Origin of the sequence: Algoriphagus vanfongensis DSM 17529, from assembly GCF_000429465.1 — a bacterium.
Lineage (GTDB): Bacteria > Bacteroidota > Bacteroidia > Cytophagales > Cyclobacteriaceae > Algoriphagus > Algoriphagus vanfongensis.
This window is the reverse complement of sequence record NZ_AUBX01000018.1, coordinates 46,459-73,206: the sequence shown is the minus strand read 5'-3', so window position 1 is coordinate 73,206 and position 26,748 is coordinate 46,459. Positions and strand designations below refer to the sequence as shown.

The following is a 26,748-nucleotide window of genomic DNA, read 5'->3' as shown; positions in this document are numbered from 1 at the left end:
CTGATAAACAAAATCAAAAACTAAAACCGACAAAAATGAAATATGCATTCGTGTTGGTTGGGTGGCTGTGCCTGCTTGCCAGTGCGATGGGTCAAACTATCACGCTAGTGGATCATAGCACCTCCCAGCCGATCAATTTTGCTACGCTCAGTAGCGAAAAACCTCCTGCCTTTGAGATCAGCAATGCCAAAGGTCAGGTGGACATCAGTGCTTTTGTCGATTCTGACAAAATCACTATCAGTAGCTTTGGCTACCAAACTATAGAAACATCCTATGATAAACTGATACAACAAGGAGCCACCCTCCACTTGGAACTTTCCAAACTCAACCTCAACGAGGTCGTGATTTCCGGAAATCGCTGGGCCAGAGACTTAGACGAAACACCTTCCAAAATCACGACGATTTCTCCCAAATCCATTGAATTCCAAAATCCTCAAACATCGGCGGACCTTTTGGGAATCTCTGGAAAAGTCTATATCCAAAAAAGTCAGCAAGGAGGCGGAAGTCCCATGATCCGTGGTTTCGCAACTAATAGGCTTTTGTACTCCGTGGATGGAGTGAGGATGAACACAGCGATTTTCCGGGGAGGAAACATCCAGAATGTGATCAATTTGGATCCATTCACCATGGAGCATACCGAGGTCTTTTTTGGTCCAGGTTCGGTGATTTACGGAAGCGATGCGATTGGCGGAGTGATGAGTTTCAAAACTTTAACACCAAAGCTATCACTGGATTCTCAGACCTTGGTAAGTGGCAACGCAGTCACTCGCTTCTCCTCAGCCAATCAGGAGAAGACTGGACATTTTGATTTGAATCTAGGCTGGAAAAAATGGGCTTCTGTCACGAGTATCTCCTATTGGGACTATGACGATTTGAGACAGGGCAAAAATGGACCTGATGACTATCTCAAGTCAGTTTATGTCGAAAGAGTCGGAAATGAGGATGTAGTAATCCAGCAGGAAGATCCTTTGCTGCAGATTCCATCAGCCTATTCCCAGCTCAATTTGATGCAAAAAGTCCGCTTCAAGCCTTCTCAAAAATGGGATTTCCAATATGGGTTTCACTATTCGGAAACTTCCGCCTATGGTCGCTACGATAGACATACCAGAATGCGAAATGGTCTTCCCCGCTACGCTGAGTGGGATTACGGCCCTCAAAAATGGATGATGAATTCCTTTCAAATAAACCATTTTGCAGCTTACGGATTCTTTGACCAGATGAGTGTTCGACTGGCTCAGCAGCGGTTTGAGGAAAGTCGAATCGACCGAAGTCTCAATGACCCGATTCGCAACACACAAGAGGAATTGGTCGATGCCTACTCTATCAATGTGGATTTTACCAAAATCTTGGATGCCAAAAACACATTGGTTTATGGAACTGAATATGTACTAAATCAGGTGACTTCAACGGGCTTCACTACTGACATCACCGATGGAAATATGGAAGAAGGTCCCGCCCGATATCCTCAGTCGGATTGGAGTTCTTTTGGTCTTTATATCACCGAGGAGCATAAATTCAATGAGAAAATCAATATTCAAGCTGGGTTGCGTTACAATGTCTTCGGTTTGGATGCGGAGTTTGACACCCGATTTTATGACTTTCCTTTCACGGAAGCCAATAGCACCAATTCTTCTGTGACAGGAAGCGTCGGAGCCGTCTGGCGACCTACAGAAACTTGGGTTTTCAGCGGGAATTTTGGAACGGCTTTTCGTGCTCCGAATGTGGATGACATGGGGAAAGTTTTCGATTCAGAACCCGGAGCGGTCACTATTCCCAACCCAGATTTGGAAGCAGAATATGCTTACAACTTGGATTTAGGAATGGCGAAAAGAATAGGAAACTTTGCGAAATTCGACCTGACAGGTTATTACACGATTCTGAACAATGCACTTGTTCGAAGAGATTACACGCTCAATAGTCAAGATAGCATTTTGTATCAAGGTGAAATGAGTCAGGTGCAGGCCATGCAAAATGCCGCTCAAGCACGAGTCTATGGCCTACAGGCTGGATTGGAAATTCAGTTTTCCAAAAAACTAACCTTCAATTCCGATATCAACTTCCAGCGAGGTGAAGAAGAACTAGATGATGGTAGCACAAGTCCCTCACGACATGCTGCTCCGACTTTTGGGATTTCTCGTCTGACCTATACCCATCAGAAATTGCAAGTGCAGTTTTATGCCCAGTATCAGGGCGAGCGATCCTTTGATGAATTGCCGGAGGAAGAAAGGGCCAAAGATGAAATCTACGCCAAGGATGCGAATGGAAATAATTATGCGCCCGCTTGGCATACACTCAACTTAAAAGCGAGTTATGCTTTGTTTGATTTTCTTCAAGTCAATGCCGGTCTGGAAAACATCAGCGACCAACGCTATCGACCCTACAGTTCAGGGATTTCCGGAGCAGGGAGAAATTGGATCATTTCTCTGAAAGCCAAATTTTAATATTGACAAAGTCCGAAGAAATCCTTCGGACTTTTTCTAACTTCAAAGGGAAAATCACAAACCTACCTATGGCTATTTTCCCTAAGCTACCCGAAGATTTTTCCCAATTTCTCAAAACAGGAATTTCTGAATCTGAAGCTCAAAAAAGGCTCGAACAATTCGGTCCAAACAGCCTGAAAGAAAAAGCCAAAAAACCGGCCTGGCGACTTTTTTTGGATCAATTCCGGGATTTCATGATCGTGGTTTTGTTGATTGCAGCCTTGATTTCAGGCATCGCTGGCGAGTGGACTGACGCCATCATCATCCTGATCATCGTTGTGCTTAATGCCATCTTGGGCTTTGTCCAGGAATATCGTGCAGAAAAGGCCATGGAATCCCTCAAAAAAATGAGCGAAGTCAAGGTGCAGGTCAAACGAGATGGACAACTCAAGAAAATAGAATCTCATCTGTTGGTCCCAGGAGATCTTGTCTTTTTGGAAGCGGGAAGCATGGTTCCTGCCGATCTCCAACTCTTGGAAGAAGTAGCCCTCAAAGTCGATGAAGCTTCTCTGACAGGCGAGTCCGTTCCCGTCGAGAAGACAGCCGAACGTCACCAAATCGTCGAGGACACGTCGATAGAAAACAGTTTTCAAGTATTTAAAGGTACTCTGGTCACCAATGGTCGAGCGACTGCTTTGGTACTCCGAACTGGGATGGAAACCCAACTCGGGAAAATCGCAGATTTACTTCAGGAAGATCGACCTAAAACACCGCTACAAGAGAAAATGGAGCGATTTGGCAAAACCATTTCCTATCTGGTTCTGCTGATTTGTTTGATCATTTTCGGTTTGGGAATTCTCAGAGGAGAAGAGCCCATTCCGTTATTACTATTGTCTGTCAGCCTAGCTGTGGCGGCCATTCCGGAGGCATTACCGGCTTTGATTACCATTGCTTTATCTCTTGGCGCTGCCAGATTGGCAAAAAAGGAATCCCTGATCCGAAAACTCCCGGCTGTAGAAAGTCTAGGCTCTATCACCTACATCTGTACCGACAAGACCGGCACGCTGACTAAAAACAAAATGACGGTGATGCAGGCTGAGGAGAATGATATCCCTGCGTTTAGTCCTAGCCATTCCAATCTACACCTGGCCATGGCTCTAAATCATGATGTCAAAGAAGAAAAAGATGGTGACTTGATCGGTGAAGCGACCGAACTTGCCTTGGTTCACTGGACACTGCAGCAACTCGGGACAGAAACCTACCAACATATCCAAGATGAATTTCCAAGAATCGGCGAAATACCATTTGACTCGGATCGAAAACGGATGAGCACCTTCCACCAGGTTGGGAATCAAGTTTTGATCCTTTGCAAAGGCGCATTTGAAGCGATTGATGATACTTTGGCTAGCAATTCCACTTTTGGAGAAAGTAAAAATCAGAGTTTGGATTGGGCTAAGAATGGGCAGCGCGTTTTGGCTTTCGCAGGAAAAATCATCACCAACTTACCCGCAAAGCAGGACTGGAATTCACTGGAATCCGATCTTGACTTCATCGGAATCTGTGGGATGATCGACCCACCGCGCGAGGAAGCCATCAAGGCAATCCAAGAATGTAAAAATGCCGGAATCACTCCAGTGATGATCACTGGCGACCACCCCGAGACTGCCAGAGCCATTGCCCGAGAAGTCGGGATTTTGGATGAAAGCCGGAAAGTAATCTCAGGAGCTGAGCTCAGAGAAATCACGGAGGAGGATTTTGAAAAACAGGTAGAAACAATCACTGTCTATGCCCGGGTCAGCCCAGACCAAAAGCTCAAGATCGTCAAGGCTCTTCAGAAAAAAGGACATTATGTAGCCATGACTGGAGACGGGGTGAATGATGCGCCTTCTTTGCGAAGCAGCACCATCGGTGTCGCGATGGGCATCACTGGTACAGATGTAAGCAAAGAAGCCGCGGCGATGATTCTTTTGGATGATAATTTTGCCACGATCGTCAAAGCGATCCGTGAAGGCCGTAGGATTTTTGACAACATTCGGAAGTTTGTGAAGTATATCATGACCTGCAACGGTGCTGAAATCTGGACCATTGCGCTTGCTCCGTTTCTGGGTTTGCCAGTCCCATTGCTTCCCATTCATATTCTCTGGATCAATTTAGTCACAGATGGAGTTCCAGCTTTGGCACTGGCTGGCGAAAAAGCCGAAAAAGACATCATGAACCGACCGCCTCGACCGCCTAAGCAAAATCTTTTCGCTGAAGGAGTGGGCTTTCATATTATTTGGGTGGGAATTCTGATGGCAGCTGCAACACTCTTTACCCAATATTGGGCTATCAAGCTTGACTGGCATTGGCAAACGATGGTCTTTACTGTGCTGGCATTTTCCCAGTTGGGTCATGTGATGGGCATCCGAAGTGATCGTCGCTTTTTGTTTCAAATAGGCATCTTCAGTAATCCAGTTCTGATCATCTCCATCGGCATTACCATTGCCCTTCAGCTAGCTGTGATCTATGTCCCGTTTTTCAATCAAATTTTCCATACTGCGCCCCTGACCCTCGTCGAATTAGGTTTCAGTGCAGGTATGGGCTTGGTGGTATTCCACGCTGTGGAAGCTGAAAAATGGATCAAGAACCTACTAAAGAAATAATAGACTTAAGAAAACGCCAAGTGTCATAGGAGACTTAGTAGGTTTCCACTCACCTAGACCTTCATCACTTTTCGATTTAAATCTTAAAGCAATCTGGTTATATTCCCAAAATTGTTTTTTCACCCAAATCGAATTTTGTGTCTCAGGAAGCTCAAGAGAAGTTACCCAGAAATCTAGGCCTTTGGGGTATCTGGATGCTCGTAGTCAATGGATTAATCGGTGCTGGAATTTTTGGCCTTCCCAGTGGAGCTGTGGCCTTGGCCGGAGAATATAGCGTCCTGATGTATGCTTTTTGCGCCATTTTAATTCTACCCGTCATTCTCTGTTTTGCCGAATTGGGAAGTTATTTCCGGGGAACGGGAGGTCCGATCCGCTATGGAACACTTGCTTTTGGATCCTTTGTGGGTTTTCAGGGAGGCTGGCTTTATTACTTGGCCAGATTGATCTCTTTCGCAGCCAATACCGTGTTGCTGACAGATAGCATAGCTTATTTTCTACCTTTTGCTGGAGAGGGAACAGGTCGTTTAATCACGATAGCATTGACCTGCCTTGCATTGAGTGTGATCAATATGATCGGTTCCATGGAATCCATCCGGTCCATGACTCTGTTCACCATTATCAAGTTTGCAGTCCTCTTAGGATTGATTTTCGGAGGCATGGTGATTTTGGGAGATCAAGTCTTACCCAACTTCAATTCACCGCATCCATCAACATCCGATTTGGGTAAAGCCGCTTTGCTCTTGATTTATGCATTTGTGGGATTTGAGGGAGCGGTGGTCCCTGCCGGAGAAGCAAAAAGACCTGAGCGAGACATGCCTTTGGGCCTTTTGCTGGGTTTGGTTGTCGTGGCTATTTTATACATGCTGATTCAATTGGTATCCCAGGCGGCAGTTCCTGATTTGGCTAGTAGCACTACACCACTTTTGGATGCTTCTTCTGCGCTTTTCGGAGAAAGCGGAGCTTGGCTTTTAATGCTTGGTGTAGCTACATCCGTGATAGCAAACTTGATCGGAAGCATGTTTTCTGCTACCAGAGTGACTTATGCCCTTTCTTTGGAAAACAGCCTTCCGGCATGGTTTGGAAATGTTCATCCAAAATACCTGACCCCTTTCAATTCAGTCATCTTCTTTGGAATAGCGGCATTTGCGCTTTCAGCTATGGGCTCCTTTATTTTTCTGGCGGCCATGACCGTTCTGGCAAGGCTTTTCCTATTTGGGATGAGTTGTGCAGCGATTCCAGTTCTAAGACCCAAGTTTCGCGGACCTGGTAGATTTATCCTCAAAGGAGGCTATTTGATCCCTGCTTTGGGGATTTTATCCTGTCTTTGGCTAATGCTTCAGGTGAGCTGGACATCTGTCTGGATGACTGCACTTTTTATCGCTATCGGTTCCCTTTTGTATTGGTTTGGGAGAAAAGAGTTTAAAGAAAAAGCCTGATTTCTTTCGACAATTAGGTCAATTCTATTCGACAGCTTTTTGTAATTTCGGCCTATGCCAGCCGCCAAAATAGCCATCCGAACAGTCATCTTCAGCATGCTGGGCAATGTGGCCTTGGCGCTGATCAAGTTCATCAGTGGTTTTTTAGGCAATTCCTTTGCGCTAATTGCCGATGCCATCGAGTCTGTAGTCGATGTATTTGCCAGCATTTTGGTACTGATTGGTATTCGCTATGCGGCAAGACCGGCGGATGACAATCATCCCTATGGTCATGGTAAGGCGGAACCTCTGATCACTTTCATGATCGTAGGTTTTTTGTTTTTTTCTGCCACACTCATCGCTTATCAGGCAGTCCAACACATCCGCATACCTCACGAAGGTCCACGGCCTTGGACTCTTGTCGTTTTAGCAGGGATTATACTTTGGAAAGAAGCCTCCTTTCAGTTGGTCATGAGCCGAAGTAAGAAGCTGAAGAGTTCTGCGCTCAAAGCAGAAGCTTGGCATCATAGAAGCGACGCCATCACCTCCATTGCGGCTTTTATCGGGATTGTCATTGCCATCTGGGGCGGAGAAGGATACGAAGTTGCTGACGACTATGCTGCACTTATTGCCGTTGCTTTTATTCTTTTCAATTGCTATAAGATCTTTCGTCCTGCTCTCAGTGAAGTCATGGATGAGGATAATCATGAGGATCTGGCCAAAGAAATTCGGGGAATTGCTATCCAAGTAAAAGGAGTCAAAGACACCGAAAAGCTTTTTATCAGAAAAGCTGGAATGAAATACCACGTCGATCTGCATGCCCATGTCATCGGAGACCTCACGGTACGGGAAGGCCATGCCATATCCCATCATCTCAAAGACCGCCTTCAAAAGGAAATCCCTCAACTGGGAAGTATTTTGATTCACATTGAGCCTTTTGACTGATTTTGTGACAGTTACTGAGAAAAGTTTGATCCTAATCCAGAAAAGCAGCAACTTCCAGCTTTCCAATCCATGTAGAAATGAATACTATTTTAACCCAAGACTTCAAAACACCTGTAGGAGAAATCACTTTGGGAGTTTTTGAAGATCAACTCTGTCTATGTGACTGGAAGTATAGAAAAATGAGAAATGCCGTCGATGAGCGCATTAAAAAAGGATTGGATGCTGATTTTGAAATAGGTACTCATCCTCTGATCGAAACAACTAAAACCCAGATTCAAGAGTATTTGGAGGGAGCAAGAAAGGAGTTTGACATCCCTTTGAAGTTAGTTGGATCTGATTTCCAACAGAGAGTTTGGAAGGCATTGATCCAGATTCCTTTTGGAGAAACGAGAAGCTATCTTCAATTATCTCAGGACTTGGGAAATCCAGATGCCATCCGTGCTGTAGCCTCCGCCAACGGGGCAAATGCCATTTCTATATTGATTCCATGTCATCGAATCATCGGTTCGGACGGAAGTTTGGTTGGCTATGCGGGAGGTTTGGAGGCAAAGAAAAAACTCCTAAAACTGGAGAATGCCAAAGCTATGCAACCGAAAGGCCAGACGAGTTTGTTTTGAGATTTCAATCTCCATTGCCTTTTTATTTTCCCACACCCCGATAACTATCGAGGGTCACAGAAAAAATCACAGATTTTCGCAGATTCAGGTTCTGAAAGTCTTCTATTCTTAGGCCCCCATTTGTGTCTTCAGTTATGATTTCTTGTTCGTGGGGACACGAACAAGGGCGGAGCTTATCGGTCGTATTGCAAGATTTCCTTCTTATCCTATTTTACTTTTTTTCTTTGCCTCATATACTCTACAAAGTCCCACCCGGTCATCATCCTGTTTTCTTGTGCTGACCTTTTCGAATTCTTTTCAATGAACTCATTATAATAATAGCCCTCGCACTCAACTGTTTTGTAATATGTCAATAATATATTGGCAAGGTTGTCCATTGAGAAGAAATCATATTGAGGAACTTGATTTGGTATTTTTTCAGACAATAATTTAAAAGAATAGAGATATCCTTTGAGGTCAAACAGTCCCATCCCTAAATCATTCGAGCCAAAAACAAATTTTTCGGTTTCATTATTAGCAAAATAAATTACCATTTCCAGTTCATATCCACCTGTTGAAATGGTTTTTGTCATTTTCCACTTTTGACAATAGCTGAATGAATCTGTCTGCACCAAAAGATTTTCTGGAAGCGAAAAGGTAGTTTTAATAGCCTCTGACTTTTCTTTATCTCTGATTGGATCATCACTAATTCCCAAATCTGAAAGTTCAAATGTTTTTACCCCTTTTGATTTCCATTCTTTAAATACTTCTACTCTTTCTTTTTCAATTGTTATCGAATTTTCAAGTTTCTTTTTGCTGTTATTTTTCAAATAATGTGTGGCAGTAAAATTTCCAGAATCATCTTTCTTATACTCCACTATCAGTAATGGCTTACCTTGTTTTGTCGGTGGCTCGTCAAAACCCTGTGATGTGAAGGCAATTTTATTAATATCCTGTCCAAAGGATTGAATGATTACTAATAGAGAAAGTATGATTAATAGTCTGTACTTCATAAGAAAGCTTGCTAGCAACGGCGAAAGAATAAATCAAATCTCAATTTTTCAATCTTCAAATTTCTCAAAGCATCCCCGCGACCAAAAACCCCAGATAGGTTCCCAAGGCATTCCCAAGACTCCCTACCAACACTCCTGGGATCAACAAGTCAGGTCTTTCCAAGCTTTCAGCAGCTGCCAAAGCTGTAGTATTTCCTCCCACATTGGCCAAAGAAGCGACTGAAACCACATCCCAGTCCATCTTCAGCAGCCCTCCTACCCCAAAAATGAAAATTCCGTGAATCAACACCATTAGGAAAACAAAGAGTATTAAGGTTCCAGCTAAACTTCCAATCCCTGAAATTGCTCCAACGTCACAAAGCGTCCCAATTACCGCCAAAAAGATCAGAATGAAAAAGAACCCGATAGTCTGCTTTCCCTTTAGTTTTTGAACAGCGGGAAACTGAGCCAAAATCAAGGCGATGGTAGTCAAAGTGATGATTTCTGGGATCTGAGGGAGTCGTGAAGCAAGCCATTGACTCAGCATCATAGCCGACAAGCCCATAGCTAAAATCGCAGCTAGTGAAGCAATTGAGATTTGCTCTGAATGTGTCACTTTCTCTTGTTCTGATGTAGCAATCAGCCTCTTTCTTGGAAATGCTTTTTGAAGGTATCGAGGTAAAATCAAAGAAATCACGATCCAAGGCGTCCCGATCAGATTATCCACCACGGTAGTCGCAGCATACAATACTCCATTTTCATTGACTCCATAACTCAGCGCAATGGCGTTGAAATTGATACTTCCTCCTATGTATGTTCCTGCGAACATACCTGCTACGGCAGATGCCAATTCTCCGATTTCAGCGGCTGGTCTCACCAAAAACCAGGAAATAAAAACCCCTATTAGTGTTCCGACCGTCCCCAGACCAAACATCAATAAAATGGGCCCGCCCGCTTTTCGGAGGCTTTTCAAATCCACTTCCAACAAGGCTATAAAAATCCCCAATGGGGCCAAATACCTAAAGACTCCATCATAGACCACATTGCCATCCATAGCACTGGGGATAATTCCAACATTGGAAGCCAAGGCACAAAATAGTATCACCAAAATCGGAGTACCTATAGTTTTCCCCCAAGAAAATCTATTCAACCAAACAGAGAATGTCACAGAGAAGCAAAGCACCCCAGCCACAAATAGAGGATGTTGGAGAAAAGTCATGGGGAAAAATACAAAGAGATGAAGACTATGAAATGTATTCTATCAAAAAAGCAAGATTTAGAAGTCTCTCCATTGGTTTTGAAGCCACCACTAACTAACTTAATTGGAACAAAATTTTAAAAAACATGAAACAGCTTTTTACCCTAGTAGCTATTCTAGGCTTCCTGAGTGCTTGTACCCCTAGTTCGGCTCCTCCGATTTTGACAGAAATAGGAGATGCGGAATACCACCCAGGCAGAGTAGTCTGGTACAATCTTGCCTCGCCCAATCCCGAAGCTTCGAAAAACTTCTATGAGAGTGTTTTTGGATGGAATACCGTTCCATTTGGAGATGACAAAAAGAAGATCTGGGTTTTCCGAGATGGAGAAAAACCTGTGGCCTTGATGGCGCATTACAACAGTGACAATAATTCCGGTGAGTGGATCGGTGCAATTTCCGTATCTGACGTGGCAGCAGCGACTAGTGCAGCAAAAAGCGAAGGAGCCAAAATCATGAGAAAGCCTGATCAAATCGAAAATCAGGGAACTATTTCATTTGTTCAGGACCCTCAGGGTGCGCATTTTTCCTTGATCAAATTGGCAAGCGGAGATCCTGATGTGAAAGTCGCTCCTACCAATCAATTCCTAGGCTTGGAGCTCTGGTCCAATGACCCGGCACAATCAGAAGGATTTTATAAATCTGTCGTGGGCTACGAAACTGCCTCCACAAAACAAGGGTCAATCGATTATACAGTTTTCAAAATGGGTGATATGAACTGTGCCGGTATGCTTCAAAATCCATCCACTGCTGTAAGAAGTCACTGGCTTCCTTATATCCGCGTAGCAGATGTGAATGCGACTTTGGCTAAAGCCAAAACAGCAGGGGCGAAAGTCTTAATCGAACCGAATGCATCCATTAGAAACGGTTCCGTGGCAGTTATCCTTGACCCGACAGGAGCACCATTAGCACTTCAAGTTTACAATCCTTAATTCCGAACTCATGAAAAAGAAAATCATAACTTTTGTTGCCATCGTAGCCGTATCCATGATTCTTCCAGCATGCTCTAACATGCACATGACCGGAGGAGTGGGGCTGAATTTCTATGGAGGTCCCTATGGAATGGGAGTCAGTCCATCAATCAATGTTGGAATGTATGGAGGAGGGTATCGTTGGTAAACCTTCGATTCTAAATTGAATTTCAAATTCAGCATCTATCAAGATTTAAAAGGTTTTGGTAGGTGCTTTTATTGTTGTGACCTAATGTATCTAAAGAGAATTTTACTGATTTTCAATTTCACAGTATTTACAAATTTAATTTACGCTTGTACCTGTTTCCCATTAGATAGTACAACCATTGATGCACTATTAAATGAAGTTGAATTTGTATTAATTGGCCACCCTAAAGAAAATTTAAATTTCAATAGAGAAATAAGAAACAATTGGAACTTAGAAAATGAAGGGATCGAAATAATATTTAAAGTAGACTCAGTTTTGAAAGGGAATGTTCCCCAAAACGAAGTAACCATTAATCAATTTAATGAAGGAAATTGTACTCAGGTATTTCAATTTGGAGAGCAATACTTAGTCTTGGGGAACAGGATTAATAAATTCATAGATGTATCTCCTCCTTCAAGAAAAAGTAGTCACAGAGATATCACAATTTCTCTTCCTCCATTACCACCTAATTTGGAAAATGGAATAATGTATTCACAAACTTACAAAAGGAAGGAAATCAAGTATTGGAATAAACTTGCTAAGAAAAATATTGTAATAAACACCTCCGATTGTTCTAGTTATTTTTTAGCAAGTCAGTCTGCAAACTTGATTGTTAAAAGAATAATATCTTCAAATTAATTCATTCAAAAAACTCCCTCACCAACCCACAAACCTCCATCACTTCCTTCTCCTCCAACCAAGGGTTTAAAGGCAGAGAAAGTCCATTTTGACTGAGTTTTCTGGCATTGGAAAAGTCCCCTTCCTGCTGGTAAACCGGAATATCTGGAACAATAGTCGGATAATGAATCGCTGTCCCAACTCCATTACTTTGAAGAAATTCTTTTAATAAATCCCTCTTTTCGGTTTGGATTACAAAAAGATGAAGATTGGAGTCTTCTGCTTTTGGTGGCAAAGTCAATTCTTTAATTTCTGCTAATTCCTCCCAATAAATTTCAGCCAGCTTTTTTCTCTTCCCCTGAAACTCATCAAATCTCTCCAGCAACACATTCATAAAAGCGGCTTGCAGCGTATCGATTCGACTATTTCTCCCCACTAAAGTATGTTCATCACGTTGTAGTTGCCCATGATTGGAAAGCAATCTGATTTGCTCTGCTAAATCCTTTAGATTCGTCAAACACATTCCTGCCTCTCCCAAAGCCCCCAAGTTTTTGGTTGGGTAAAAACTCAAACAGCCCACGTCTCCCCAAGTTCCGGTAGCTTTTCCATCCTGAAAAGCTCCAAAAGCCTGAGCAGCATCTTCGATTACTGCGATATTGGCCTTTTTGGCTTTAGCCATCAACTTTGCCATTGGGACCATCTTTCCATAAAGATGAACTGGAATTACAGCTTTGGTTTTGGATGTAATTGCTTTTTCCCAATCAGCTCTCAACAGACCCCATCCATCTGTGTCCCAAAAAATAGGTTTTGCCCCAACCATCAAAACAACTTCCGCAGTACTCACCCAAGTCATCGCCGGAACGATCACCTCATCACCAGGCCCGATAGTTAAAGCTCTTAGGGCCAATTCCAAAGCATCGGTCCCATTGGCGCAGGAAATGGCATGAGGGCTTTTCAGCCTATCTCCTACCCTTTTCTCAAAAGTCAACACCTCTTCCCCGAATGAGAATCTCCCCTCCTCCAAGACTTTTGCAAACTTGTCTTTCAATGCAGATTGCAAAGCCTGATCCATCCGACTTAAATCAAGAAAGGGAATTTTCATCCAGAATGCCTCCCAGTTTTATTGCCAAATTCTTTCGTGAATACTCTTCAGGATTTCCTCCACTTTCCCCCTCAAAATCTCCATCCATCAATTTTCTCAAAGCCACTTGGATGCCTACCAAATCTTCATGGGAAATCACCTGATTTTGTCCTGAGCTCTTCAAAATCTGAGCGGAATCCCCTTCAGGATCTCCCAAAGCCAAAATCGGAACCCCAATAGCTAAATATTCAAATAGCTTCCCGGGAATATTTCCTTTGGCATTTTTGGTATCCGTGAGAATCAAAACCAAAGCATCTGCTTTCGCATAGAAATCAAAAACTTCCTGATGGCTGACGTATCCGGGGAAAAAGACATGCTCCTTGAGCCAATTGTCATTTTTCACAAATTCCTGAACCGGCTCGCTTACTTTCCCGACGAAACTCATGCTTGCCTTTTCCTCCGTTCCTTTGAATTCTTCTTGAATAGATTTCAATAAGGGTATCGGGTTTCGTATAGCATCGATGATCCCGGTATAAACCAAATGAAGTTCTCCCTTCTCTTTCTTTTTGGATTGGAAACCTTGGGGCAGGTCAGCCGGATCAAAGCCATTAGTCAACAACTGGATTTTTCGCCTGCCGATTTTCTCCAATTCCCTCTGGAAAGTTGGGGAAATCGTCAAAACCTGATCCGCTTCTTTCAAAACCTCTTTTTCAAGTTTTTGATGCTTTTGACGAACAGAATCCTTCATGGGAAGCGTATCCAAAAACTCCCACTCTGACCAAGGATCACGGAAGTCTGCGATCCACTTGACCCCTGTTTTTCTTTTCAGATCTCTCCCAATCAAATGCATGGAATGGGGTGGCCCGGTTGTGATAACTGCCTCAAACTGGCCATTTGAGAGCAAATCAGTCAAAAATTTAATCGAAGGCTTCACCCAAAAAACTCTAGGGTCCGGGACCAGATAATTAGCTCTGAGCCAAATGGAGGCTTTCTCTATCCATCCTTTTTCTTTTTGCTCCAGCATTCGCGCAGGATGGCTTTTGCCTTTTCCTCTGATTTTGGAAACCAGCGAATAAGGCTCCCAAATCGGAAATTTGATCACCTCTAAAGATTCTGGAATCTCTTGGAGCAAGGACTCATCCTGCAAATCAAAATCTGGATTTTCGGGAGTAAAAATGACTGGTTCCCAGCCTGCCTCAGGAAGGTATTTGGCGAATTTCAACCAACGCTGAACTCCCGATCCGGCACTTGGCGGCCAATAATAGGTAATGATTAATACTCTTTTGGAAAGTTTGTGCTCCATACAAAGCCGAAATTGGAAAAATATAGGACAAAAAGAAAGGGAGAAATTCCTTCCTCCCTTCATCTTTAATTTTATTTCAAATCGAAACTCAATTTAGAATCCTGAATTTCAAATCTTCATTTTTATTCTCCCTGAGCCAAAGAATAACCTCTCACTCCGTCGAAAGAGTACAAGTTAGCTACTTGGACAAACTCCAACCCTAGGTCTCCAACTTGCTTCAATAGATCCAAGATTTGAGCGGGAGAAATTTCTGATTGTTCGGCATTTTGGAATCTACATCTCCAGTGATCTGTGCAGAAAGATTCTTTCATTCCACCCGGGAATACTTTGATCCCACGGTTGGTGATCAAGGTTAGCTGAAGGCCATCTGCATTGGCTTTTCTCAAAGTCTCACCCAATACCTGTGGATCTCTTCCGCTTTCATTCCAATCGACAAATACATCCACACCGATTAGCTTTTTATCTTGCTTTGGTTTATCAGACACAAAGATGTTCATTGGCTCTGTATCTTCAGTATTAAAAGATGCAGGAGTCATTTTCTCTGGCTTTTGACCCATTCTGGCGATCACCGCGTCTGCAAACTCTTGAGTACCTACTTTTTTGGTAGAAAGCTCTTCTTGATAGATATCTCCAGTGTGAATTCCATCTTCCAAGGTTTTCATCCATGCATTGGCAACTTTCTCTGCGACTTCTGGCTGACCGATATGCACCAACATCATGATTGCTCCATTCAACAAACCTGATGGATTGGCGATGCCCATTCCAGCGATATCAGGTGCAGAACCGTGAATCGCTTCGAACATAGCTACCTCTTCTCCTACGTTGGCAGACCCACCTAATCCAACTGATCCAGTGACCTGAGCTGCTACGTCAGAAATGATGTCACCGTATAGGTTCAAAGTCACCACTACGTCAAACATCTCCGGTCTGTCCGCGATCAAGGCTGTCCCGATATCGATGATTTTGTGATCAGCTTTGATATCTGGATATTCTTTTGCGATCTCGTCAAAAGTTTTGTGGAATAATCCATCCGCCAATTTCATGATGTTATCCTTGGTCATACAAGTCACTTTTTGACGACCATTTTTCTTGGCATATTCAAAAGCATATCGGATGATTTTCTCAGATCCCGGTCTGGAGATCAACTTCAAAGACTGATAGACATCCTGTGTAGATCTATGCTCAATTCCGGCATATAGATCTTCTTCATTTTCACGGATGATCACCATGTCTGTCTCAGGAAAATGAGTCTGGATAAAAGGTGAAAATGACTTACACGGTCGTACATTGGCATACAAACCAAATGAAGTACGAGTCGTTACATTCAAAGACTTGAACCCTCCACCTTGCGGAGTGGTGATAGGTGCCTTCAAGAAAACCTTGGTTTCGCGGAGTGAATCAAAAGCACTTGGCTCCATACCGGAAGAAATCCCTTTGAGATAAACCTGCTCGCCGATTTCGATCACATCATATTCCAGCGCTGCTCCGGCAGCTTCCAAAATATTCAATGTGGCTTTCATGATTTCCGGACCAATACCATCACCATAGGCTACGGTGATTTTCTTTTTTGAAGACATATATATTGTGGTTTATATTGAAAATTTTCAGTGGCAAAAGTAATTAAAAATTGCTGGACGGGCCCTTGAAAATGATTAATTTAGATCAAAATAATAGGCCAATTCCAATCAAATCGGGACTTTCCCGCTTAGATTTTCCCAATAGGAAATTTGGGATTGGCTACCCCACTTGTATATTTGTTTGCAACTGAATCTACATTCTATGGAAAATTTTCGAAATATTCTGACTGAAGAAAAAGAAAGCGTTCTCTATCTGACAGTTAACAGGGAGGATAAAATGAATGCATTGAATTTTGAAACTCTGGAGGAATTGAGGGAGATTTTCGATGAAGTCGTGGACAACAAAGATATCAAGGCCGTGATCCTCACCGGATCGGGTGATAAAGCCTTTGTGGCAGGCGCTGACATTCAGGAAATCTCTGAATTAAATGAAGTCAATGCTCGGAAATTCGCAGAAAATGGCCAGGAAATTTTTGCCATGATCGAGAACTGCCATAAGCCTGTGATAGCCGTGACCAATGGCTACACACTGGGTGGAGGCTGTGAGTTGGCAATGGCTTGTCATATCCGTATCGCGACGGCAAACGCAAAATTTGGCCAACCGGAAGTCAATCTGGGAATCATCCCAGGCTACGGGGGCACGCAGCGACTGACCATCCTTGTGGGACGGGGAAAGGCCAATGAATTGATGATGACCGGCGATATGATCGGTGCAGACGAAGCATTGCAGCTCAAGCTCGTCAACTACGTATTACCTACCAAAGCTGACGCTATCGACAAAGCAGAGGAAATCATAGCCAAAATCATGTCCAAAGCTCCTTTGGCGATCGGCATGATCATCGATTGTGTCAACGCAGCATTTTTATCTGACGAAAATGGTTTCCAGACCGAAGCAAATAGCTTTGCCAGATGTGTCAAATCAGGTGACTATGTGGAAGGTACTTCGGCATTTCTGGAAAAAAGAAAACCAATTTTCAAGGGAGAATAAATCCCTTGGTACTTCATGAGTAGTTTAAAAAAACTCGCCGGGCAAACCGCAGTGTATGGACTGAGCAGTATACTGGGCAGGTCCATTAATTTTTTACTCATTATTCTGTACACGGAGTTTCTGAGTACAGAGTCCATGGGCTCCTTTACAAGCATCTATGCGCTGGTCGGCTTTTTAAACATCATTTTTACCTATGGAATGGAAACCAGCTTTTTCCGTTTTTCCACAGGTAAAAATCTCGATCCCAAGCGGGTCTATTCCAACACGCAATCTATCCTCATCCTTTCCACTCTTGGACTAGGTACCGGACTATACTTATTGGCTCCGACATTGTCGGTCTGGATGGACTATCCCGGCCAGGCTTACCTGTTCCGATGGACGGCCTTGATTCTTTCATTCGATGCGATTCTTGCCATTCCTTTTGCCAAATTGAGGCTGGACAATAAGTCATTGACTTTTGCCTCTGCAAAATTGCTCAACATCTTTTTGAACGTCGCTTTCAATATTCTTTTGATAGCAGTATTTCCCAAAATGATCGACTCAGGCATCATCTCAGAAGGATTTTTGGGATATCGATCTGACTGGGGAGTCGAGTATATCTTGCTGGCCAATCTTTTTGCCAACGGGTTGATTATCCCATTTGTCTGGTGGAAAGCTGGATTTTTCAGCTTCCGACTGGAAAAGGAAATCATCAAGCCCATGTGGGATTATTCCATCCCACTTTTATTTATGGGATTGGCAGGAGTGACCAACGAACTGATTTCCAGACTACTCTTTGAATACCTGCTTCCAGAAAACTTCTACTCGGGTATGAACAGCAGAGAAGCTGGAGGAGTTTTCGGGGCCAATTTCAAACTGGCCATTTTGATGAATCTGGTCGTACAAGCATTCAAGTATGCCGCAGAACCTTTTTTCTTCAGTCAATCTACCAACAAAAATAGCCCACAACTCTACGCCAGAGTGATGCATGCTTTTATCATTTTTTGCTCATTCCTAATGGTAGCGATTTCTGTAAATTTGTTTTGGATCGGCCCACTGTTTTTGAGAGATGAAAGCTACTTAACCGGTCTATTTATGGTTCCGATGCTCTTGATGGGCTATTTGCTATTGGGGATCTATTTCAACCTCTCCATCTGGTTTAAGATCACCGATCAAACCAAGTATAGCTTTTGGATCACCTTGGCAGGTGCCGCTGTCACTATTGCAGTCATTTTTCTACTGGTGCCAAAGTTTGGATATTTGGGCGGCTCCTTGAGTACCATCCTTTGCTACTTGGTGATGTGTATTCTTTGCTTTCTCTATGGACAAAAGTATTATCCTATCCCATATCAGACAGGGAGAGACTCATTCTATCTCATTGTTGCTTTTGTGCTGAGCTATGGTGGATTCTATCTAGACCTCGGAAGCACGGTATTGAATTTTATGGGCAAAAATGCACTCTTGATTCCCTTTACGCTTTTGCTGCTTTTACTGGAAAAAGAGGAGTTAAAAAAACTTAGGAGAAAAACTACCTAAAGCAATTGGGATCATTTTTTGCTTTTATGTGTTCTCACCTAGATTCCTCACCTACGAATCTTTCTTCCGCCCTTTCGTCAAAAGGCATTATGTTTGTGATTTGATTCTCAATCCCTGTACTACGTGGTTTTCAAGAAATTTCTATTCCTATACATATTCTTTTCTCTTGTGACTTGGACTGGTTTTGCGCAGCAAAAACTTTCCAAAAAAGAGAGAAAACAACAAGAAACCGAAGCGCTCACGAGCCGCTATTTCATCGAGGGCACCAAACAAATGAGTTTGGGCGATCTGGACAAAGCATTTTTCTACCTCCAAAAATCTCTCGAACTCAGTCCGGAAGAAGCCGCAATCAACTATAAAATCGCCGAACTCTACAGCAGAGCCAACCAATCCGAAAAGGCTCTCCCCTATGCTGAAAAAGCTGTACAACTCGATTCAGAAAACAAGTATTATGCTCTGATGGTAGCCGAGATCTACAATAATCTCAAGCAACCACTCAAAGCTGCTGAAATCCTCGATCAGCTCACTGCTGATGGAGAGAGCAACCAGCAATACAACCTTGACTTGGCTTCCTTGCTGCTCAATGCGGGGGAATTTGACCAAGCCTTGGTAGTATTAGACAGAGCCGAAGAATACTACGGAGTGCTGGAACCGATCACAGTCCAAAAGCAGCGAATCTATCTCCGGAACAACAATCTGGACAAGGCAATAGAAGAAGGTGAAAGACTCATCGAGGCACGTCCCGGCAACCCGACTTATGTACTCAATCTTGTAGAAATCCTCTATAATAACAACCAAATCGATCAAGCCTTGACGCTTGTCAATGAAGAAATCAGCAAATATCCCAATCAACCCGAGTTGCAAATGGCAGCCCATTCCCTGCTCAAAGAAAAGGGACAAATCAAAGCTTCTAACTCTTATTTGATCCAGGCTTTTTCCAGCCCGGACTTGGATCCAGAAGTCAAAGCCAGAGCTTTTGTCTCCTTGCTCAATGAGATCAAGACTCCCGAAAGAGAGGGGATGCTCGACACACTCGCGGGATATATGTCTCAAACAGAACCTCAAAACGCAGCAATCTATGAAGCGTTGGGAGAGCGGAAAATCAAAGAAGGTAATCAGGCAGAAGCTATTGCTTTATTCAAAAAATCACTGACTCTCAATCCTAAAAATGCAAAACTTCTCGAGCAGGTTATTTTGGGGTCATTTGGAGACACTCCAGATTTTGCGGAAGCTGAGAAGTTTACCATTATGGGAGTGGATGAGTTTCCCGAAAATCCAGAATTCTGGTTTTATGACGGCATAGTCAAATCCGCTGTCAAAAAAGACAGTGCGGCAGTGGAATCACTCACTAAGGCACTGGAGCTCAACTCGAGCAAAAACCCGCAATTGGACCAAGTCGCTTACGGTTCCTTAGGAAGTTCGCTGTACAATCTTGGAGAGATCGACTCAGCGTTTCACTACTTTGACAAAGCTCTTGAACTCAACCCAAGAGATGAACAGACGATGAACAATTATGCCTATTTCCTTTCTTTAGAAAAACGGGATTTGGAAAAGGCAAAAAGCATGTCCCAAAAAGTTGTTGAGAGATTTCCAGACAATGGCACTTTTTTGGATACACATGCATGGGTGTTGTTTCAGCTAGGAGATTTTGAGGGAGCCAGAAAATACATGGATTTGGCGATGCAACATGAAAATGAACCTAGCGGAGTCATGCTGGAGCATTATGGCGACATCCTGTATCACCTGGGTGACAAGTCCGAAGCGTTGAGTTATTGGAAAAAAGCTGCCGACAGCACCGAGGCTTCTGAGTTATTGCCTTTAAAAATCAAAGATGGAAAATACCATGAGTAAATTTTTGCCTTTCCTGCTGCTAGTGTCAGGACTGATTTTTTTAAATTCTTGTGCCAAAAAAACGATCCCCTTCGATGCCGATGGAAGGATGGAGGACTTCAGTCCCATTTATGCGGACTTTGACTATCTCAATGCCAAAGCTAAGATCGTGATCGAGGAAGAATCTGGTAAAATCACACGGGGTAGTCTCAATCTACGCGCTAAAAAAGACAGTGTTCTTTGGTTTACCATCTCACCCGGCATGGGCATGGAGGCCGTGAGAGGTCTGATCACTCAGGAGAAAATTCAAATCAAAGATAGGTTGGGTAAAGATGACATCAATTTGACTTTTGCCGAATTTGAAACTCATTATGGATTAAAGCTTTCTCTGGATCTCTTCCAAAATCTCCTTTGGGCCAACCCACCTCACTCTTTTGACTACAAAGATAGACTACTCAAAGTAGGCAAATCGTATGAATTGACACAGGTCAGAGAAAAAGTACGCTATTTCAGCAAGGTGGACGTTTCGTATGCAAAAGTCTCCGAACTCGTCAGCAATTCTCTGGATGATCGAGGCAGTTTACTGGCCAGCTTTGCGACTTTTCAAGATGTGGGAGGAAAGCCTTTTCCTGCGGAAGTCCTTTACAAGCTCGCTTACAAGCTACCAGAAGGTGGTCAAAATACCATCATCAATGTGGAATGGACCAGTATCGATCCGCAATCCGATCCACTTAGTTTTCCATTCAGATTCTAATTCCTAGCATGCGCCACCTATCTTTGATCTTTGTATGTATGTTGGTTTTGACAGGTCTGCTGAGTCAAGACTTGATAGCTCAGACCAGTCGTACACGTGAGCAACTGGAAAAAGACAAAGCTGAAGTCCAAGCCAAACTGAGGGAGTTTGACGCCATTCTCAAGCAAACTGCAGCAACGAAAAAAAATACAATCGGAGAGCTCAACGCTATCACCCGTCAATACGAAACACAAAGCAGACTCGTCAATACACTCTCCCGCGAGGTAAAAGTACTCGATCAGGAAATCTCCGAAAACGAGGACAAAATCGAATCGCTGACTCAGGAACTCAAAGAGCTAAAGGAAGAATACGCCCGCATGGTCTACAATGCTTCCAAAATGAACAGGAATCTCTCAATCGTCTCATTTGTATTCAGTTCTGGCTCTTTCAATCAGCTCTACATGAGACTGAAATACCTCAAGCAGTACACTGACAGCCGTAAGCAGCAAGCAGAGCAAATTGAAATTCTCTCCCTAGAACTGGAAGAAGAAAGAAAACTACTTGATGTCCGCAAAGCAGACAAAGTAAAAGTATTGGCCGAGGAACAGAAAGAAAGAGCCAAGCTGGAAGAGCTCCGGAAAGAACAACAAGGTATGGTCAACGTCCTTTCCCGCAAAGAAAGAGACATCAAAAAACAGATCACAGCTACCAAAAAGCAGCAACAACAGCTCGAATCTATGATCCGAAAAGCGATTGAGGAGGAAATCCGACTCGCTGAAGCAGCTGCGAATAAAGAAAATAGCTCTACTACGAAATCAGCAGGTAGCAGTATGCCTCTGACTCCGGAAGCACGGGCACTTTCCAGTTCTTTTGCCGGAAACAAAGGAAGACTACCTTGGCCTGTGGAAACTGGTTTTATAACCATGAACTATGGAAACAACCCTCACCCATCATTGAGAGGCATTTATGTCCAAAATGACGGCATCAATATTCGGACTCAGCCCAACTCAAGTGTCCGGGCAGTCTTCGATGGCACAGTGGCCAAAGTCGCCTCCATGCCAGGGTATGGAGAGACAGTTTTGATCAAACATGGCGAGTATTATACCTTATACACCAAGCTTAAGTCCGTTTCTGTAAAATCCGGCCAGTCAGTCAAATCAAAAGACGTACTTGGGCAAGTAGCTACGGATGCCAATGGCGAGGCAGAAGTTCACTTTCAAACTTGGAAAGGACTTCAAAAAATGGATCCCGCAACATGGATCACGTCCAAATAGGTTAAAATTTCGTATATTCATTAAAAAGATTTCCCGAGTTGCAAAGCTTCTTTTGTCTAAGCCAATGACAGTTTTATCTTTGTGACCACATTTACCCTAAAACAAAAGTAATCATGACAACATTGGGTTTTATTCAGAACATGGGCGGTGGCTCGATCGTATTGATCGTTTTGGTCATCCTCCTTCTATTCGGAGCTAAAAGAATCCCTGAATTGGCCAGAGGTCTTGGACGAGGAATTAGAGAGTTCAAAGACGCTACCAAGGATATTCAAAATGATCTCGAAGAGGGACTAAAGGATAAAAAAAAGTAATCCCTTAAGCCCATAAGCTTTGGAAAAATTTATTTCATTCGACGAAATAAAAAAATCGCTCGAGAAAAAAGAGACTGATTGTCAAGCGATAGTCAGCTATTATCTACAAAACATCAAGACGAAGGCGCATCTCAACGCCTTCGTCGAAGTTTATGAGCAATCCGCTTTGGAACAGGCCCGATCCATTGACGAACGACTCGCAAATGGCAACGCAGGCAAACTAGCCGGCATGGTCATTGGCATCAAGGACGTCTTGAATTACAAAGGGTTTGAGTCCAACGCAGCCTCCTCAATTCTTAAGGGCTACGAAGCCCAATTCACTACCACGGCAGTTCAAAGACTCATCGATCAAGATGCGATCATCATCGGTCGTCTGAACTGTGATGAATTCGGAATGGGATCATCCAATGAAAACTCCGCACACGGCAAAGTGCTCAATGCAGCAGATGAAAGCCGCGTACCTGGAGGTTCGTCCGGAGGATCAGCGGTAGCTGTTCAGGCCAATCTATGCACTGCATCTCTTGGCACTGATACTGGAGGTTCTGTACGTCAGCCGGCAGCCTTCACAGGGGTCATTGGGATGAAGCCTACCTATTCAAGAGTATCGAGATGGGGCTTGATTGCCTACGCTTCCTCCTTTGACACGATAGGGGTATTTTCTCACACCGTGAAAGACAATGCGAGAATCATGCAGGTCATCGCCGGACATGATGACTTTGACAGCACCTCTTCTCGCAAGCCTGTCCTTCCCTATTCGGAGCTTTTGCACTTTGAGAAAAAAGCAAAAATAGCCTACTTCAAGGAAGCCATTGAATCTCCTGCCTTACAGCCTGAGATCAAAGCGCAGACATTGGCGGTCTTAGAAAAACTAAAGTCAGAAGGCCATGAAGTCGAGGAAGTGGAATTTCCGCTACTTGAATATGTTTTGCCTACCTACTATATCCTGACTACTGCTGAGGCCAGCTCCAACTTATCCAGATTTGACGGAGTCAAGTATGGCCATCGCAGTCCACAGGCTCATAATTTGGAAAGCATGTACAAGCTTTCGAGATCCGAGGGATTTGGCGACGAAGTAAAAAAGAGAATCATGCTGGGTACATTTGTACTCAGTGCCAGTTATTACGATGCCTATTTCACCAAGGCACAGAAAGTCAGAAGACTGATTAAAGATTTCACCGAAGATCTTTTGAATGATTTTGACTATCTTATTATGCCGACAACGCCTTCTACAGCGTTCAAATTTGGAGAGCACAGCGGTGATCCGGTAGCGATGTACCTGGAAGACTTATTTACGGTCCAAGCATCCGTATCCGGTGTCCCGGCTATCTCTATTCCCAACGGGAAAGATGCTGAAGGCATGCCAATTGGCTTGCAGGTGATTTCCAATTCGTTCAAAGAAGCGGAACTCTACGCATTTTCCAATTATTTGACAAATTTGACTTCATAACATAGACCTCATGAAAAAGACTCGATTCAGATCATTCCTACTTGCACTTATTCCCTGTACGATGCTTCTGAGTCCTGCCTTTTCTCAAGATGGGGAATTGGTGGCAGCAGCTACTGATTTTTCAGAAGAAGAAATCCAGCCAAATTATCAATACGAATACATTCCTGACTTCACCTACGATGAGATCGACCGTCGCATCAAGGCAATGAAGACAGATATGCCTTTTGAATTGAATGATCGGATTTTTTCTTTTATCCAATATTTCACTGTACGAAACCGGGACTATACCAAAATGGTATTGGCCCGAAAGGACCATTTTTGGCCCATGTTTGATGAGACTCTCCGCAAGCATGAAATGCCGGAAGAAATCAAATTTCTTTCGATTATAGAATCTGGCCTGGATCCTCAGATCCGTTCCAGAGTTGGGGCCATGGGTCTCTGGCAATTTATGCCAGCCACTGGCAGAATGTATGGGATGAATGTCAATCCCGATGTGGATGATAGAATGGATCCAGAACTATCCACTGAATCTGCAGCCAAATATCTAAAATCGCTCTACAGGATGTTTGATGATTGGGAGCTTGCACTAGCTGCATACAACTGCGGCCCAGGCAATGTGCGGAAAGCAATCCGTAGATCCGGAGGCAAAAAGACATTTTGGGGAGTGTATAACTACCTACCTAGAGAGACTCGAGGCTATGTGCCCCAATTTCAGGCCATGCTCTATATTTTGAACCACTTGGATGAGCACAACTTCCACCCAGAAGAGCCCACCTATGCGGTAGCGTATGAGAAAATCAGATTTGATAGAGCTATGAGTCTGGAAAAGCTTGCAGAGCTGACCAATCTTTGTGTAGCTGATTTGGAAAAACTCAACCCGTCTATCAAGCGCAGGAAAGTACCTGAAACTAATCGTAGCATGGCCATCCGCATTCCTCGGTCCAAAGCTCCTTTTGTTCAGGATAATCTCGCTTGGATCTCAGACTCTTTGGGCAATGCACCTTTGACATTATTGGCAAGTGACAAACTGATCGTCCAACCCGTAGAGTCACTAGCGCAAGAAATCCAGCGGGAAGGAATCACCTATCGTGTACGTTCTGGAGATGTACTAGGAAGAATCGCTTCCAGACACGGAGTAAGTGTATCGCAGATCAAATCTTGGAATGGGCTTTCCTCCAATTTGATCCGTGTCGGTCAGAGGCTCACCATCTATTCAGCTAATACACAGGCCATCGCTCAGGTCAGCACCAATTCCAGTGGACAAAAAACTTACACCGTACAGCCAGGCGATTCTTTGTGGATCATATCCAAAAGACACACAGGCCTATCAGTCGAGCAAATCAAGCGCCTGAACAATCTGAACAACAACAATATCAAGCCTGGTCAAAAACTGATTATTGGCTGATCAAAATCGATTTGACAGTCGAAAACGTTAATTTTTTTTAACAAAGCCCAAAAGATGGGCTCCTATTCGGGTATAAGTGGGGAATTACCGTATTTTGAAATACCCAAAGAATCAAACCATATCTGAATGAAAACCCTTTCAAAAATCCTTGGACTTATTGCGATTTGCGCCACCTTTTACGCCTGTGATACAGACGGCAAAGGACTGGATAGCGCCAAACCCAAAGCAAGAGGCTCCATCGGAGAGATCATCCTAGTGATCGATTCTGCCAAATACGCAGGACCGGTAGGCGATGCTCTCAAAGATATATTCGAAGCAGATCTGCCTGGCATGATCCGATCAGAAGCCAAGTTCAAAGTAAATACAGTGGACCCTAGAGCCATGACCCGTATGCTTAAGATGTCCACCAATTTAATCTATGTCACCACTTTTGATGACAAAGCAGCATCCTCTCAGGTGATCAATCAGCAATTTTCTAAGGAATCCAAAGAAAAAGCACTCAATGACCCAACGATCTATTCACTTCGGGTAGAAGATGAATATGCTGTTGGACAGGAAGTCCTGTATCTTTTTGGAAATACTGAGGAGCAGCTCATCAAAAACCTGAAAGCAAACGGGGACAGACTCCAAAATCTATTTGAAGTCAGAGAAAGAGGAAGACTCGAAAAAGCGATCCTAGCAAGGAAAAACACAGCAGCCAATGCTGAGGCGGAAAAGAACCTAGGTATCCAGATCAATGTCCCTGCATCCTATCAAGTAGCGAAGTCAGAACCTGGCTTCTTATGGGTCAGACAGCCAACTCCATCGGGTAACAGAGCGGATATCAGTCTGTTTTTTCATGTCGAAGACTACATATCCGAAGAGCAAACTTTCCCTGAAAACATCCTGAAAATCAGAGACTCAATCACTAACAAGCATATATTCGGCGATCCCGAAGACCCCAATTCATTTGTGATCACTGAAAAACAAATCCCTCCTGCTTTCCGAAACATGGTGATAAATGATAATTTTACTACCGAAATGAGGGCTTCTTGGAAGACCAACAACATCAGCATGGGTGGATCCTATCTCGGGTACCTCATGGTTGACGAGAAAAAAGGAAAACTGTATTACATCGAAGGCTTTGTATACTTCCCTAATGAAGTACATCGAGACGCACTTCGTGAAATTGAAACCATTTTGCTCAATACTGATGTGAGTTGGACTCCCAATACAGGAGCCTAAACCCAAATATTGAGCTTTT

22 protein-coding genes are annotated in these 26,748 nt (G+C 43.5%); 17 read left to right on the top strand and 5 right to left on the bottom strand.

Annotated elements, in window-relative coordinates:
• Positions 1-35 precede the first annotated feature (35 nt).
• The 5 genes from G460_RS0118520 (at position 36) to G460_RS0118500 (ending at position 8,039) form a co-directional block, all read left to right on the top strand.
• Positions 36-2,441, top strand: a complete 2,406-nt coding sequence (locus tag G460_RS0118520) for a TonB-dependent receptor (protein WP_026956755.1) — start codon at positions 36-38, stop codon at positions 2,439-2,441.
• Between the two features lie 68 nt (positions 2,442-2,509).
• Positions 2,510-5,062, top strand: a complete 2,553-nt coding sequence (locus G460_RS0118515; RefSeq protein ID WP_026956754.1) for a cation-translocating P-type ATPase — start codon at positions 2,510-2,512, stop codon at positions 5,060-5,062.
• Between the two features lie 137 nt (positions 5,063-5,199).
• The gene (locus G460_RS0118510; protein ID WP_026956753.1) at positions 5,200-6,498 is read left to right on the top strand and encodes an APC family permease; all 1,299 of its coding nucleotides are present in this window, start codon (positions 5,200-5,202) and stop codon (positions 6,496-6,498) included.
• A 54-nt stretch (positions 6,499-6,552) separates the two neighbouring features.
• Entirely contained in the window at positions 6,553-7,422 is an 870-nt protein-coding gene (locus G460_RS0118505; protein ID WP_026956752.1) for a cation diffusion facilitator family transporter, read from the top strand.
• 77 nt (positions 7,423-7,499) lie between these two features.
• Positions 7,500-8,039, top strand: a complete 540-nt coding sequence (locus tag G460_RS0118500; protein WP_026956751.1) for a methylated-DNA--[protein]-cysteine S-methyltransferase — start codon at positions 7,500-7,502, stop codon at positions 8,037-8,039.
• Positions 8,040-8,245: 206 nt separating this feature from the next.
• On the opposite strand, the gene G460_RS0118495 is transcribed toward G460_RS0118500, so the two are convergent.
• Together G460_RS0118495 and G460_RS0118490 are read right to left on the bottom strand one after the other, a co-directional pair.
• Positions 8,246-9,031 carry a hypothetical protein gene (locus G460_RS0118495; RefSeq protein WP_026956750.1) on the bottom strand — a complete coding sequence of 262 codons (786 nt, stop codon included), beginning with the start codon at positions 9,029-9,031 and terminating at the stop codon, positions 8,246-8,248.
• Positions 9,032-9,095: 64 nt separating this feature from the next.
• Positions 9,096-10,229 carry a DUF819 family protein gene (locus G460_RS0118490; RefSeq protein ID WP_026956749.1) on the bottom strand — a complete coding sequence of 378 codons (1,134 nt, stop codon included), beginning with the start codon at positions 10,227-10,229 and terminating at the stop codon, positions 9,096-9,098.
• Positions 10,230-10,354: 125 nt separating this feature from the next.
• Here G460_RS0118490 and G460_RS0118485 point away from each other — a divergent pair, with 125 nt between their 5' ends.
• The 3 genes from G460_RS0118485 to G460_RS0118475 are packed head-to-tail and all read left to right on the top strand — an operon-like array spanning position 10,355 to position 12,062.
• Positions 10,355-11,197: a VOC family protein gene (locus G460_RS0118485; protein WP_026956748.1), complete on the top strand. Its 843-nt coding sequence runs from the start codon at positions 10,355-10,357 to the stop codon at positions 11,195-11,197.
• 10 nt (positions 11,198-11,207) lie between these two features.
• The gene (locus tag G460_RS23235; RefSeq protein WP_157366964.1) at positions 11,208-11,384 is read left to right on the top strand and encodes a hypothetical protein; all 177 of its coding nucleotides are present in this window, start codon (positions 11,208-11,210) and stop codon (positions 11,382-11,384) included.
• A gap of 15 nt (positions 11,385-11,399) precedes the next feature.
• Complete coding sequence (locus G460_RS0118475) at positions 11,400-12,062, top strand: hypothetical protein (protein ID WP_157366963.1); 663 nt, start codon at positions 11,400-11,402, stop codon at positions 12,060-12,062.
• A 1-nt stretch (position 12,063) separates the two neighbouring features.
• Here G460_RS0118475 and G460_RS0118470 read toward each other — a convergent pair whose 3' ends face one another.
• The 3 genes from G460_RS0118470 to G460_RS0118460 form a co-directional block, all read right to left on the bottom strand.
• Positions 12,064-13,143, bottom strand: a complete 1,080-nt coding sequence (locus G460_RS0118470; protein ID WP_026956746.1) for a DegT/DnrJ/EryC1/StrS family aminotransferase — start codon at positions 13,141-13,143, stop codon at positions 12,064-12,066.
• Positions 13,124-14,425, bottom strand: a complete 1,302-nt coding sequence (locus G460_RS0118465; protein WP_026956745.1) for a glycosyltransferase family 4 protein — start codon at positions 14,423-14,425, stop codon at positions 13,124-13,126. The genes G460_RS0118470 and G460_RS0118465 overlap by 20 nt, the downstream gene beginning before the upstream one ends.
• A gap of 122 nt (positions 14,426-14,547) precedes the next feature.
• Positions 14,548-16,002 carry an NADP-dependent isocitrate dehydrogenase gene (locus G460_RS0118460; protein WP_026956744.1) on the bottom strand — a complete coding sequence of 485 codons (1,455 nt, stop codon included), beginning with the start codon at positions 16,000-16,002 and terminating at the stop codon, positions 14,548-14,550.
• A gap of 202 nt (positions 16,003-16,204) precedes the next feature.
• On the opposite strand from G460_RS0118460, the gene G460_RS0118455 reads away from it, so the two are divergent.
• From G460_RS0118455 to G460_RS0118415, 9 genes are all read left to right on the top strand, one after another.
• The gene (locus tag G460_RS0118455; RefSeq protein ID WP_026956743.1) at positions 16,205-16,990 is read left to right on the top strand and encodes an enoyl-CoA hydratase/isomerase family protein; all 786 of its coding nucleotides are present in this window, start codon (positions 16,205-16,207) and stop codon (positions 16,988-16,990) included.
• 15 nt (positions 16,991-17,005) lie between these two features.
• Positions 17,006-18,505 carry a lipopolysaccharide biosynthesis protein gene (locus G460_RS0118450; protein WP_026956742.1) on the top strand — a complete coding sequence of 500 codons (1,500 nt, stop codon included), beginning with the start codon at positions 17,006-17,008 and terminating at the stop codon, positions 18,503-18,505.
• A gap of 123 nt (positions 18,506-18,628) precedes the next feature.
• Positions 18,629-20,356 carry a tetratricopeptide repeat protein gene (locus G460_RS0118445; RefSeq protein WP_026956741.1) on the top strand — a complete coding sequence of 576 codons (1,728 nt, stop codon included), beginning with the start codon at positions 18,629-18,631 and terminating at the stop codon, positions 20,354-20,356.
• Complete coding sequence (gene lolB1, locus G460_RS0118440) at positions 20,349-21,089, top strand: lipoprotein insertase outer membrane protein LolB1 (RefSeq protein WP_026956740.1); 741 nt, start codon at positions 20,349-20,351, stop codon at positions 21,087-21,089. The genes G460_RS0118445 and lolB1 overlap by 8 nt, the downstream gene beginning before the upstream one ends.
• Positions 21,090-21,097: 8 nt before the next feature.
• Positions 21,098-22,342: a murein hydrolase activator EnvC family protein gene (locus G460_RS0118435; protein WP_026956739.1), complete on the top strand. Its 1,245-nt coding sequence runs from the start codon at positions 21,098-21,100 to the stop codon at positions 22,340-22,342.
• A gap of 113 nt (positions 22,343-22,455) precedes the next feature.
• Entirely contained in the window at positions 22,456-22,653 is a 198-nt protein-coding gene (gene tatA / locus G460_RS0118430; RefSeq protein ID WP_026956738.1) for a twin-arginine translocase TatA/TatE family subunit, read from the top strand.
• Positions 22,654-22,672: 19 nt separating this feature from the next.
• Positions 22,673-24,100 carry an Asp-tRNA(Asn)/Glu-tRNA(Gln) amidotransferase subunit GatA gene (gene gatA / locus G460_RS0118425; protein ID WP_026956737.1) on the top strand — a complete coding sequence of 476 codons (1,428 nt, stop codon included), beginning with the start codon at positions 22,673-22,675 and terminating at the stop codon, positions 24,098-24,100.
• A gap of 10 nt (positions 24,101-24,110) precedes the next feature.
• Positions 24,111-25,505: a LysM peptidoglycan-binding domain-containing protein gene (locus G460_RS0118420; RefSeq protein WP_026956736.1), complete on the top strand. Its 1,395-nt coding sequence runs from the start codon at positions 24,111-24,113 to the stop codon at positions 25,503-25,505.
• Between the two features lie 126 nt (positions 25,506-25,631).
• Positions 25,632-26,729: a DUF4837 family protein gene (locus tag G460_RS0118415; protein ID WP_026956735.1), complete on the top strand. Its 1,098-nt coding sequence runs from the start codon at positions 25,632-25,634 to the stop codon at positions 26,727-26,729.
• The last annotated feature ends 19 nt before the right edge of the window (positions 26,730-26,748 follow it).

Bases quoted from the DNA above. Each gene is read 5' to 3' on its own strand.
- G460_RS0118520 (WP_026956755.1), top strand. From the start codon at position 36: ATGAAATATGCATTCGTGTTGGTTGGGTGGCTGTGCCTGCTTGCCAGT.
- G460_RS0118515 (WP_026956754.1), top strand. From the start codon at position 2,510: ATGGCTATTTTCCCTAAGCTACCCGAAGATTTTTCCCAATTTCTCAAA.
- G460_RS0118505 (WP_026956752.1), top strand. From the start codon at position 6,553: ATGCCAGCCGCCAAAATAGCCATCCGAACAGTCATCTTCAGCATGCTG.
- G460_RS0118500 (WP_026956751.1), top strand. From the start codon at position 7,500: ATGAATACTATTTTAACCCAAGACTTCAAAACACCTGTAGGAGAAATC.
- G460_RS0118495 (WP_026956750.1), bottom strand. From the start codon at position 9,031: ATGAAGTACAGACTATTAATCATACTTTCTCTATTAGTAATCATTCAA.
- G460_RS0118490 (WP_026956749.1), bottom strand. From the start codon at position 10,229: ATGACTTTTCTCCAACATCCTCTATTTGTGGCTGGGGTGCTTTGCTTC.
- G460_RS0118485 (WP_026956748.1), top strand. From the start codon at position 10,355: ATGAAACAGCTTTTTACCCTAGTAGCTATTCTAGGCTTCCTGAGTGCT.
- G460_RS23235 (WP_157366964.1), top strand. From the start codon at position 11,208: ATGAAAAAGAAAATCATAACTTTTGTTGCCATCGTAGCCGTATCCATG.
- G460_RS0118470 (WP_026956746.1), bottom strand. From the start codon at position 13,143: ATGAAAATTCCCTTTCTTGATTTAAGTCGGATGGATCAGGCTTTGCAA.
- G460_RS0118465 (WP_026956745.1), bottom strand. From the start codon at position 14,425: ATGGAGCACAAACTTTCCAAAAGAGTATTAATCATTACCTATTATTGG.
- G460_RS0118460 (WP_026956744.1), bottom strand. From the start codon at position 16,002: ATGTCTTCAAAAAAGAAAATCACCGTAGCCTATGGTGATGGTATTGGT.
- G460_RS0118455 (WP_026956743.1), top strand. From the start codon at position 16,205: ATGGAAAATTTTCGAAATATTCTGACTGAAGAAAAAGAAAGCGTTCTC.
- G460_RS0118450 (WP_026956742.1), top strand. From the start codon at position 17,006: ATGAGTAGTTTAAAAAAACTCGCCGGGCAAACCGCAGTGTATGGACTG.
- lolB1 (WP_026956740.1), top strand. From the start codon at position 20,349: ATGAGTAAATTTTTGCCTTTCCTGCTGCTAGTGTCAGGACTGATTTTT.
- G460_RS0118435 (WP_026956739.1), top strand. From the start codon at position 21,098: ATGCGCCACCTATCTTTGATCTTTGTATGTATGTTGGTTTTGACAGGT.
- tatA (WP_026956738.1), top strand. From the start codon at position 22,456: ATGACAACATTGGGTTTTATTCAGAACATGGGCGGTGGCTCGATCGTA.
- G460_RS0118420 (WP_026956736.1), top strand. From the start codon at position 24,111: ATGAAAAAGACTCGATTCAGATCATTCCTACTTGCACTTATTCCCTGT.
- G460_RS0118415 (WP_026956735.1), top strand. From the start codon at position 25,632: ATGAAAACCCTTTCAAAAATCCTTGGACTTATTGCGATTTGCGCCACC.